Below are 10,277 nucleotides of genomic sequence, written 5' to 3' on the forward strand. Positions count from 1 at the left end.
GCGCGGTGGATCAGGCTGCGCGAAGGCTGTGGATCAGGCGGGGTCGTGTGTCGGCACGTCGCGCACGAAGGAGCGCCACGCCGACGGCGGGAAGGCCAGCACCGGGCCGGACCGGTCCTTGCTGTCCCGGACGGCGACCTGACCGGCGGCGGCCGCGACCTCCACGCAGTTGCCGTTGCCGCTGCTGCGCGTGCTGGTTCGCCAGTCCGCCCGGCCCAGGTCGAGCGCCCTCATCCGTGATACCCCTCGTCCGCGTCGGCGTGCCGCAGATGCAGTCACGCAAAGTTACGAGAAGCCTCCTCCAAACGGGTCAGCGACGCCGCCGGATCGAGTGCCATCCGGCACAGCTCCTCGTGTAGGAGGCTATACCCGCGCACATGGTCGGCTCCCTCCAGCGCCAGCCCCATCGTGAGGTTATCCAGGTAAACCACGGACGCGTCGGCCGCGTCGGCGAAGGTGAGGATCACGTACGGCGTGCTCATCGCCGGATGCCCGCCGGACGCGAACGGAAGTACCTGGATTGTCACGTTGGGTAGTTGCGCGACCTGGCCCATGTGGGCCAGCTGGGCGGCCATCACGGCCGGTCCGCCGACCGGGCGCAGCAGCACCGCCTCGTTGAGCACCACCGAGAGCTGGACCGGATCGTCGCGACGCAGCACGTTCTGCCGGTGCAACCGGGCGGCCACCTTGCGCTCCAGGCCGTCCTCGCCGGCGGTGCGTCGGTAGATCTCCCGGGCGTACTCCTCGGTCTGCAGCAGCCCGGGCACCGACTCGGCCTCGTACGTGCGCAGCGAAGCCGCCTCGGCCTCCAACCCGACGTAGAACTCGAACCACTCCGGCAGCACGTCGCTGTAGTTCTGCCACCAGCCGCGCTGCTGCGCCCCCCGGGCGATCTCGATCAGCGCCTCGGCGTCGGATCCGGTCACCTGGTAGAGCGCCAGGGCCGCCCGCACGTCACGCGGCTTGATGCCGATCTGCGCGTTCTCGATCCGGGAGAGGTTGCTCTTGGACATGTCGAGCTGCCGAGCGGCCACATCGAGGGTCATGCCCGCGCGTTCCCGGAGCTGGCGCAGCTCCCGGGCGATGCGCCGGCGGCGGACGGTAGGGCTGTGCGCGGAGCCGTTGGCGGTTCGGGCGGTGGGGCTGGCGGTCACCGTCCGAGTCTGACACGACAAGATCCGCAGGTCGCATCAGTACGGAGTGCAACCATCAAATGTGGGAGTTGCATTGCGGTAGCGGTCGGTGCATCCTTTCCCGGTTGCGATCACTGTGGACACAGCCGTGCGGGAGGACCGTTGCTCATCGCCGACGAGTTCTTCCTGATCGCCCACAACGACAGCCGCGGCAAGGCCAAACTGCACCCCGCCGCGACCGGACTCGGACTGGCCGGAGGGCTGCTCGGCGAGCTGCTCCTCCATGGACACATCACGGTCTCGGCCGGTCAGGTCACCGTGCTCGACCGGCGTCCCCCGGCCGACGCGCTGGCGCACACCGTGCTCGACCAGTTGGTCGGCGAGTCCCAGCACCAGGCGGTGCGTACCTGGCTCAGCTTCCTGGGGCAGAGTGCGACGGCCTCGGTGGGGGAGCGGCTGGCCCGCGCCGGCGTGCTGCGCCGCCAGGAGAGCCGCCGGCTGCTCCGTACCTCGGTCACCTACCTGCCGATCGACCTCAACGCGGTGGCCTGGCCGGCCACCCGGCTGCGCGCCCTGCTGGACCGGCCCGATCCGCCGACCGTTCCGGACGCCCTGCTGCTGGGCCTGGTCGTGGCCGCCGGGCTCACCGGGGAGGTGCTGTGGAGCGCCGGCCCCCGGGCGCACCACCGGTTGAACGTGCTCATCCCGGCGTTGCCCGCGCCGCTGAAGGAACTCGTCGCGCACACCGAGGCCGCGGTCGGCGCGGCCGTGCTGCGCGGCGTCCCGTGATTCCCCGGTAACCCCCCTTCCCCCTCGACGACCGGAGTAGTCGCATGCCCCCGACATCGACAGTCGAACGACCCAGCAACGTCTCCGATGCCCTTGCCCGAGGCCGCCTCGGCGTCCCCTCGGTGATCTTCTTCGTGCTCTCCGCCGCCGCGCCGCTGACCGTGGTGGCCGGCGTGGTCACCACCGGCTACGGCGTCATCGGCGTCACCGGCATCCCCCTGGCCTTCCTGCTGGTCGCCGCGGTGCTCGCCCTGTTCTCGGTGGGCTACGTGGCGATGTCCCGCCGGGTGGAGAACGCGGGTGCGTTCTACGCCTACATCTCCCGCGGCCTGGGCCGACCCGCCGGCGTCGGCGCCGCCTGGGTGGCGCTGATCGCGTACAACGCGCTGCAGGTCGGGCTGTACGGCACCATCGGCGTCGCCGCCGAGCCGGTGCTGGACCGGATCTTCGGCGGGCACCCGCACTGGTCGGTCGTCGCGCTGGTGGCGTGGGCGCTGGTCGGCGTGCTGGGCCTGCTCCGGGTGGACATCAACGGCCTGGTGCTGGCCGCGCTGCTGGTCGCCGAGATCGTGGTCATCCTGGTCTTCGACCTGGGCCAGCTCGGCAACCCCGCCGAGAGCGGGGTGAGCTTCGCCGCGCTGTCGCCGGACAACCTCTTCGTGCCGGGCGTTGGCGCGGTGCTGGTGCTGGCCATCCTCGGGTTCGTCGGCTTCGAGTCCGCCGTGGTGTTCAGCGAGGAGAGCAAGGACCCGAGGCGGACGGTGCCGCTGGCCACGTACCTCTCGGTCGGGATCATCGCCGCGCTCTACGCGCTCTCCTCCTGGACCATGACGGTCGCCGTCGGACCGGACCGGATCGCGGCCGAGGCGGGGGAGCAGAGCGTCGGGCTGATCTTCAACCTGGCCGGGGCGCACCTGGGCGACACGGCCGTCACCATCGGCCAGGCGCTCTTCCTGACCTCGGTGCTGGCCGCGATGATCTCGTTCCACAACACCACTGCCCGGTACGCGTTCGCGCTCGGCCGGGAGCGGGTGCTGCCCGCGGTGTTCGGGCAGACCTCGCCGCGTACCGGCGCGCCACGGGCGGCCTCGGTGGCGCAGAGCGTCCTCGGACTGCTGGTCATCCTGCTCTACGCGGTCAACGGCTGGGACCCGGTGGTGAAGCTCTTCTTCTGGGGCGGGACCACCGGCGGCTTCGGCGTGCTGCTGCTGATCACCACCACCTCGGTGGCCGTGATCGCCTACTTCGCCCGCTCGGGCGCGGGCGAGACGGTCTGGCGACGGCTGATCGCGCCCGGCCTGGCCACCGTGGCGCTCGCGGTGATCGTCTGGCTGGCGGTGGCGAACTTCGCCGACCTGCTCGGCGTCGCTCCGGACTCGCCCCTGCGCTGGGCGCTGCCCGCGGTGTACCCGGTCGCCGCCCTGCTGGGCATCGGCTGGGCGCTGGTGCTGCGCGGCAACCGCCCGGACACGTACGCCCGGATCGGGCTCGGCGCGGCCAGCTCCGCCGCCGTGCTCCCGACGCCGTCGGCCGAGGCGGAGGTGGCCCGGTGAGCATCGCCGTGGAGCGGCTCGGGCCGCAGGAGACCGCGCTGGTGGCCGCCCGGATCGCCGAGGCGTTCGTCGACCTGGAGGTGACCAGCTGGCTGGTGCCCGACCCGAGCAAGCGGGAGGCCGTCCTGGCCGGAGACTTCGAGATCCTCGTCGGGCACGCGATGCGGCACGGGATGGTGCACGCCACGGCGGACCGGTCGGGGGTCGCGGTCTGGTTCCCGTCGGTCGGTGAGCCGCCACCGCCGCCGGAGGAGTACGACGCCCGCCTGGCCGCCGCCTGCGGCGAGTGGACCGACCGGTTCCGCCACCTCGACGAACTGTTCGAGGCGAACCACCCGCACCCGGACCACCACCACATGGCGTTCCTGGCGGTCCAGCCCGGCCGGCAGGGGCAGGGGATCGGCTCCGCGCTCATGCGCCACCACCACGCCTGGCTGGACGCCAACGCGATGCCGGCCTACCTGGAGGCCAGCAGCCCCCGCAGCCGGGACCTGTACGCCCGGCACGGCTACCGGGCCGGCGAGCCGTTCCGGGTGCCCGACGGCACGCCGTTCTGGCCGATGTGGCGGGATCCGGTCACCCACTGACGAGACCGGCCGGGCCGCTGACACCGCACCGGGGGGCGGCCCGGCCGGCGCGACTCCTTGTCACGCCTACGTGACGAGGGGTGGCGGAAACGTGTGGTGGCCGGGTCCGCCAACCCGGCCACCACACCCACCACCACTCAGTACGTGCCGTCGAGCTGACCCCGCAGCTTGGTCAGCGCCCGGGCGAGCAGCCGGGACACGTGCATCTGCGAGACGCCGATCTGCTCGGCGATCTGCGACTGGGTCAGGTTGCCGTAGAAGCGCAGGGTCAGGATCTTCTGCTCCCGCTCGTCGAGGGTGGCCAGCGCCGGGCCGAGCGCGACGCGCAGCTCGGCCAGCTCGAACTCGCTGTCCTCGCCGCCGAGCATGTCGCCCAGCTCGGTGGCCCGGTCGCCGTCGCCGGTCGGCGTGGACAGCGACACCGCGTTGTACGCGCGGGCGCCTTCCAGGCCTTCGAGGACCTCTTCCTCGGTGAGCTTGAGGTGGGCGGCGATGTCGGCGACCGTCGGAGAGCGGCCGAGGGTCTGCAGCAGTGAGCTGTTGGCGTCGGAGATGGCCAGGCGCAGCTCCTGCAGCCGGCGGGGCACCCGGATGTCCCAGGTGCGGTCGCGGAAGTGCCGCTTGAGCTCACCGATGATGGTGGGGATGGCGTAGCCGGCGAAGTCGACGCCGCGCGACGGGTCGAACTTGTCGATGGCCTTGATCAGGCCGACGGCGGCGGTCTGCGCCAGGTCGTCGGTCGGCTCGCCCCGCCCGCTGTAGCGGTGGGCGAGGTGGTTGGCCAGCGGCAGCCACGCCTCGATGGCCCTGTCGCGCAGCGCGGCGCGCGACGGGTGGCCGGCGGGCAGCGCCGCCATCGCGTTGAGCACGTCGGCGGCGCTGTCGGTGAGCGCACGCGGGTCGAGCTTGTCGGCGGTCTGCGCTGCGGTGCTCGTCTGATCGCTGATCGTTGGCGCGGTCATGGGTGGTCCTCCCTGCACCTCGTCCGCGGATAAAAAGACGTGACGCTGTGGTTTAGCTTCAGATGGGCCGTTCGGGACTCACCTTAGCCTGATCGTCTCCCGGAAATCTAGCCGAAAGGCTGATGTACTTAAGCCGTTTCCAGCCATAAAAGCCCCAGAAGGGGCGCAGCCCTGGTGGATTGTGAGGACGGTTACCGGTTTTTGGGCCGAGGTGCCGCTGCCCGGTCATCCCACTCGCGCTCGACCGCCCGGCGCGCGCGTCCGTCCGCGCGGGCAGCACGATCGGCCGGGCGGTCAACGCGGAATCCGACATGGGGACACGAGTGTCGACTTTCCGTCGTTGTCCCGTGCACAGGACTGACCGTAGCGTCGGCTGTACAGACCCGGTTCGGAGGCGCCGTGCTCGATCCAGCCGCTCCCCAGCTCGTCGTGAACAGTCGCGCGCTCTACTTCAGCTGGCTGCCAGCGGATCCGGACGCGGTCGCCGCGATGGTGCCGGCCGGGCTGCGTCCCCGTCCCGACCGGCAGGTCTTCCTCAACCAGTACGTCGTCGACGACGAGACCCAGACCTCCGGGTTCGGCGCCTACTCGCTCACCTACCTGGGCGTCTCGCTCACCGGTGCGGACGCCCCCGGCGGGCTCAGCCCGGGCGGCTGGTGGACCCACTACGTGTCCTCCAGCCGGCAGGTCCGGGAGTACGCCACCGCCCGCGGCGCCCCGGCGGTCGCCGGCCGCACCCGCATCGAGGTGCGCGGCGGCACGCTGGTCGCCGAGACCGAGGCCGACGGGGCGCCGTTGATCCGGGCCCGGTGCCGGGTGGGGGAGACCGGCCACGTGATCAGCAGCGGCCACCACCGCTACTTCACCCGCCGCGACGGCCAACTGCTCAGCTCGGTCTACCCCTACGTGGCGGAACCGGTCACGCCCTTCGAGATCGAGTCGGTGGAGTTCCTGGAGCCCGGGCACCCCATGTACGCGCTACGCCCCGCCAACCCACTGGTCATCGGCTTCGGCTTCTACTCGCCGCGTGCCTCGTTCGCCTACCCCGGTGGGCTCAGCGTGCACCCGGGCGGCGCCAGCGCGGCGGAGTCGGCCCGGTCGCCTCACCAGGTGCCGGCCCGCCGGGCCCGCAGCGGCCTGCCGTCCGGGTCGTAGACGAGCCGGTACACCGGCAGCGCCCAGGCCCGGGTGTACCAGGGCAATCGCTCGGGGCGGTGCGGGCGCAGCCGGCCGGGAGGCCGGGGGCCGACCTGCCCGCCGTCGTACCACCGTTGCAGCGCGTCGGCGGCGGCGGTGACGGCCGCGACCGCGTCGGCCGGATCCAGCAGGTCGGCGTCGTCCGCGCCGCCCGGGTCGCGGTCCAGGTGCTCGCGCCAGAGTCGCAACCGCAGCTCGCGGGCGAAGGCCCGCGCCCCGTCGCCCTGCCCGGTCGGGTCCGTGGGCGTCCGCTCGTCGCGGGTCTCGTCGAGCACCGCGCAGGAGAGCTCGCTGTCGTGTGTCCAGGAGCGACGGTTGAAGTTGTCGCTGCCCACGCTGGCCCAGATGTCGTCGACCACGCACACCTTGGCGTGCACGTAGACCGGGTCGCCGGCCGGGTTCTCCAGGTCGAAGACGTGCACCCGCTCGGGCGCCGCCCGCTCGCAGAGCGAGAGCGCCTGCTCCCGGCCGACCATGTTCGGCGGCAGCGCGAGCCGACCGTCCACATCCGGGTGCCGCGGCACCACGGCGATCAGGTGCAGGTCCGGATTGTCCCGCAGCGCGTGGGCGAACAACTCGGCCACCTCGGTCGACCACAGGTACTGGTCCTCCAGGTAGATGAGCCGCCGGGCCCGGCGTACCGCCTTGGTGTAGCCCCGGGCCACCGTCCGCTCGCCGTTGGGGGCGAACGAGTAACGCGGCCGCACGGCCGGGTAGGTGCGCAGCACCTGGATCTGGTGCGGGCCGCAGGGCGGCGGGTCGGCCGGCTGGTCGGGTAGCGGATCCGGGCGCAGGTCCGCGCCGCGCAGCCGGTCGCGCAGGTACGCCGCCGGGTTCTCGGAGTCCAGCGGCATCGGGTCGGTCCAGCGCTCCCGGAACACGGTGTCCAGTGCGCCGACCACCGGGCCGCGCATCGCAAGCTGCACGTCGTGCCACGGCGGGCGTGGGCCGTAGCGGGCGGACATTCCCACCGGCTGCGGGTCACCCCGGTGCGCGGCGTCGTCGCGTCGACTGTGACACAGGTCGATCCCGCCGGCGAAGGCGATGTCCCGTTCGGGGGCGTCCGGATGCCGCAGCACCACCAGCTTCTGGTGGTGTGAGCCGCCCCGTCGGACCCGCTGGTCGAGCAGCACCTCACCCCCGGCGGCGGAGATCGTCTCGCTGAGGTCGCGATTCTCCTTCTCGCTGTAGGCCAGCGCGTCCAGGTGTGAGCGCCAGATCAGGCCCTTGACCACCACGCCGCGCTGGGCCGCCTGGGCGAAGAGCTGGGCCACGGTCGGCCCGTCCGGGCGCATCAGCTGGTCCGGGTCGCCCCGCCAGTCGGTGAAGAACAGGTGGTCGCCGGCGACCAGCGCCTCCACCTCGGTGACCAGCCGGTCGAAGTACGCGGCGCCGTGAATCAGTGGCTCGGCGAGGTTTCCAGTGGTCCAGACGGGTAACTCTGAGACCGGGTTGGCCCGTTCGGGCGCGGTGAGGAACCAGTCCTGCAACGACACGTCCAGCCCCCCGAGGTCGACAACGTCCTCACGGTAGGACCCCCGCCGTGGGTCCGCACGCCCGGCCGGCACACCGGTGACCTGGCCGACGAATCCGTTCGACGCGACAACCGAGGAGGCCACACCATGCCTGGCGACACGACGAACCCCGTGACCGAGTACCGCGAGCCGGCGGTGGAGAGTGAACGGGGGGCGCTCGTGGCCGTCTTGGTGATGGTGATCCTCGGGGTGGCCGGCATCTTCGCGGTTTCCTGACGCACGCCGGCGCCCCCGGTGTGCAACCGGGGGCGCCGGTGGTGCGGTGGGACCTGTGGTCAGGGCCGGCGGCGCTTGCCGTCGGTGTGCGGCACGCGCTTGGCGGGGATCACGCCGAGCTTTCCGGCCTGGAAGTCCTCGAACGCCTGCACCAGCTCGGCGCGGGTGTTCATCACGAACGGGCCGTAGTGCGCCACCGGCTCCCGGATCGGGCGGCCGCCCATGATGAAGAGGTCCAGCGCCGGGGTGTTGCCGTCCTGACCGGCGGCAGCGGCGAAGCGCAGCGCGTCGCCCTCGCCGTGCACCGCGAGCTGCCCGGTGTGGATCGGCCGTCGATCGGTGCCGACCGTGCCGCGCCCCGCGAGCACGTAGACCAGGGCGTTGAACTCCGGCCGCCAGGGCAGGTCGACCTGCGCCCCCGGCTGCACCGTCACGTGGGTGACGGTGATCGGGGTGAAGGTGGAGCCCGGCCCCTGGTGCCCGGCGACGTCGCCGGCGATGACCCGGATCAGCGCACCACCGTCGGGCGTGGTGATGAGCGCCGACTCCCGGCCCCGGATGTCCTGGTAGCGGGGCGGGTTCATCTTGGCGCTGCGGGGCAGGTTGACCCAGAGTTGGGTGCCGTGGAAGAGACCACCGCTGGTCACCAGGTGCTCCGGCGGGGCCTCGATGTGCAGCAGGCCGCGGCCAGCGGTCATCCACTGGGTGTCACCGTTGCTGATGGTGCCGCCGCCGCCGTGCGAGTCCTGGTGGTCCATGATCCCGTCGATCATGTAGGTCACCGTCTCGAAGCCGCGGTGCGGGTGCCACGAGGTGCCCTTCGGCTCACCCGGGGCGTAGTCGACCTCGCCCATCTGGTCGAGGTGGATGAACGGGTCGAGCTGGTCCATCGGCACGCCGGCGAAGGCCCGGCGCACCGGGAAGCCCTCGCCCTCGAAGCCGCTCGGTGCGGTGGTCAGCTTGCGGACCGGCCGGAAGCTGGTGGACTCGTCGAGCCGGGGCAGGCGCGGCAGGACCAGGACGTTGTCGACGGTGATCGCGGGCATCGGTGGCTCCTAACTCGTGGCGTGGGTGGTCGAGGTGGCCCGGGCCGCCCGCAGGCGGTCACCGAGCCGTTCGAAGACCCGGGTGAGGCAGGCGACCTCGGCGTCGTCGAGGTCGTCCATCAGGTGGGTGCGCACCGACGCCAGATGGTGGGGTGCGGTTTCCCGCAGGGTGAGCAGCCCGGCGGCGGTGAGCACCGCCTCGCTGCCCCGCCGGTCGTCCGGGCAGGCCTGCCGGGCGACCAGGCCGCGGCGTTGCATCGAGGAGATCTGGTACGTCAGCCGGCTGGGCGAGAAGACCAGCCGACCCGCCAGCTCGCCCATGCGCAGCCGCTGCCCCGGCGCCTCGGAGAGCAGCACCAGCACGTGGTAGTCGGCGAAGCTGAGGTCGGCGCGGGACCGCAGGTCCTCCTCGATCTGGGTGAAGAGCCGCTGGCTGGCCTCGATGTAGGCGCGCCAGGCAGCCAGTCGTCCAGGGTCCAGGCTCTCGGTCACGCCCCCGACAGTAGCACTCTTTAAAAATTAAACTACCCGTCTGGAGGGTTGCCTCCGTCACGTCCGGAAGCAGTCAGCGCTTCCTCGAAAACCGTTCCTCGTCCGGTTGTGCAGCTTTGAAGAAATGTCACCCGTTAATTCGGGGGCAGCGCCCGGGACCGGTGTGCCAGACTCCGCCGTCGTGGAGGATCTGGAACTCACCGCCGGCGACCTGCTGCTGCGTCCCTGGCGGGAGGCGGACGCCCCAGCGGTGCGCGACGCCCTGCGCGACCCCGCGATCGCCCAGTGGAACCCGCAGGGCGGCCAGGTCGACGACGAGGCCGCTCTGCTCTGGGTACGGCGCCGGGCCGACTGGTCCGCCGGCGACCACGTCTCGCTCGCGGTCACCGCCGCCGGCGGCACGCTGCTCGGCTCGGTGTCACTGCACCACATCCAGGGCGACCAGGCCGGCATCGGGTACTGGACCGTCCCGGCGGCGCGCGGCCGTGGGATCGCCGCGCGGGCGGTCGTACGGCTCACCGGGTGGGGCTTCGCGGAGCTTCGGCTGCACCGGGTCGAGCTGTGCCACGCGGTCGCCAACCCGGCCTCCTGCCGCGTCGCGGAGCGGGCCGGCTACCCGGCCGAGGGGACGCTGCGCGAGTCGTTCCGCTACGGCGACGGACGCCGCTACGACGAGCACCTGCACGCCCGACTCGCCACCGACAGCTAGACGAGTAAGTCCTAACTCAGGACGGGGCTGCGGACGCAGCGAAGGGTGTTGATGATCC

General features: G+C 72.0%; 12 protein-coding genes. 6 read left to right on the plus strand and 6 right to left on the minus strand.

Translation table 11 applies throughout. The features are described 5' to 3' along the window. Nucleotides 1-33: 33 nt before the first annotated feature. Nucleotides 34-234, minus strand: coding sequence for a DUF397 domain-containing protein (locus ACFOW4_RS02530; RefSeq protein ID WP_377524043.1), 201 nt, complete (start codon nucleotides 232-234; stop codon nucleotides 34-36). Between the two features lie 41 nt (nucleotides 235-275). Continuing rightward, nucleotides 276-1,085, minus strand: coding sequence for a helix-turn-helix domain-containing protein (locus tag ACFOW4_RS02535; RefSeq protein WP_377524066.1), 810 nt, complete (start codon nucleotides 1,083-1,085; stop codon nucleotides 276-278). Nucleotides 1,086-1,295: 210 nt separating this feature from the next. On the opposite strand from ACFOW4_RS02535, the gene ACFOW4_RS02540 reads away from it, so the two are divergent. Genes ACFOW4_RS02540 through ACFOW4_RS02550 form a run of 3 tightly spaced genes read left to right on the plus strand, consistent with a single transcriptional unit; the run spans nucleotide 1,296 to nucleotide 4,062 of the window. Further along, nucleotides 1,296-1,922, plus strand: a complete 627-nt coding sequence (locus tag ACFOW4_RS02540) for a GPP34 family phosphoprotein (RefSeq protein ID WP_377524045.1) — start codon at nucleotides 1,296-1,298, stop codon at nucleotides 1,920-1,922. Nucleotides 1,923-1,966: 44 nt separating this feature from the next. Beyond that, nucleotides 1,967-3,475: an APC family permease gene (locus ACFOW4_RS02545; RefSeq protein ID WP_377524046.1), complete on the plus strand. Its 1,509-nt coding sequence runs from the start codon at nucleotides 1,967-1,969 to the stop codon at nucleotides 3,473-3,475. Continuing rightward, nucleotides 3,472-4,062 carry a GNAT family N-acetyltransferase gene (locus ACFOW4_RS02550; RefSeq protein ID WP_377524048.1) on the plus strand — a complete coding sequence of 197 codons (591 nt, stop codon included), beginning with the start codon at nucleotides 3,472-3,474 and terminating at the stop codon, nucleotides 4,060-4,062. The genes ACFOW4_RS02545 and ACFOW4_RS02550 overlap by 4 nt, the downstream gene beginning before the upstream one ends. A 137-nt stretch (nucleotides 4,063-4,199) precedes the next feature. Here the strand turns inward: ACFOW4_RS02550 and ACFOW4_RS02555 are convergent, their stop codons facing one another. Next, complete coding sequence (locus tag ACFOW4_RS02555) at nucleotides 4,200-5,024, minus strand: SigB/SigF/SigG family RNA polymerase sigma factor (protein WP_377524049.1); 825 nt, start codon at nucleotides 5,022-5,024, stop codon at nucleotides 4,200-4,202. 399 nt (nucleotides 5,025-5,423) lie between these two features. On the opposite strand from ACFOW4_RS02555, the gene ACFOW4_RS02560 reads away from it, so the two are divergent. Then, nucleotides 5,424-6,179: a hypothetical protein gene (locus tag ACFOW4_RS02560; RefSeq protein WP_377524051.1), complete on the plus strand. Its 756-nt coding sequence runs from the start codon at nucleotides 5,424-5,426 to the stop codon at nucleotides 6,177-6,179. Here ACFOW4_RS02560 and ACFOW4_RS02565 read toward each other — a convergent pair. After that, complete coding sequence (locus ACFOW4_RS02565; protein ID WP_377524052.1) at nucleotides 6,128-7,717, minus strand: phospholipase D family protein; 1,590 nt, start codon at nucleotides 7,715-7,717, stop codon at nucleotides 6,128-6,130. The two genes, ACFOW4_RS02560 and ACFOW4_RS02565, sit on opposite strands and share 52 nt — an antisense overlap. 126 nt (nucleotides 7,718-7,843) lie before the next feature. On the opposite strand from ACFOW4_RS02565, the gene ACFOW4_RS02570 reads away from it, so the two are divergent. Next, nucleotides 7,844-7,972 (plus strand): hypothetical protein, encoded by a 129-nt coding sequence (locus ACFOW4_RS02570; RefSeq protein WP_377524054.1) that lies wholly within the window; start codon nucleotides 7,844-7,846, stop codon nucleotides 7,970-7,972. A 59-nt stretch (nucleotides 7,973-8,031) separates the two neighbouring features. On the opposite strand, the gene ACFOW4_RS02575 is transcribed toward ACFOW4_RS02570, so the two are convergent. Further along, nucleotides 8,032-9,018, minus strand: a complete 987-nt coding sequence (locus ACFOW4_RS02575) for a pirin family protein (RefSeq protein ID WP_377524055.1) — start codon at nucleotides 9,016-9,018, stop codon at nucleotides 8,032-8,034. A 9-nt stretch (nucleotides 9,019-9,027) separates the two neighbouring features. Then, the gene (locus ACFOW4_RS02580; RefSeq protein WP_377524056.1) at nucleotides 9,028-9,510 is read right to left on the minus strand and encodes a MarR family winged helix-turn-helix transcriptional regulator; all 483 of its coding nucleotides are present in this window, start codon (nucleotides 9,508-9,510) and stop codon (nucleotides 9,028-9,030) included. Between the two features lie 181 nt (nucleotides 9,511-9,691). On the opposite strand from ACFOW4_RS02580, the gene ACFOW4_RS02585 reads away from it, so the two are divergent. Further along, the gene (locus ACFOW4_RS02585; RefSeq protein ID WP_377524059.1) at nucleotides 9,692-10,219 is read left to right on the plus strand and encodes a GNAT family N-acetyltransferase; all 528 of its coding nucleotides are present in this window, start codon (nucleotides 9,692-9,694) and stop codon (nucleotides 10,217-10,219) included. Nucleotides 10,220-10,277 lie beyond the last annotated feature (58 nt).

This window comes from Micromonospora sp. GCM10011542 (genome assembly GCF_042650685.1).
Lineage (GTDB): Bacteria > Actinomycetota > Actinomycetes > Mycobacteriales > Micromonosporaceae > Micromonospora.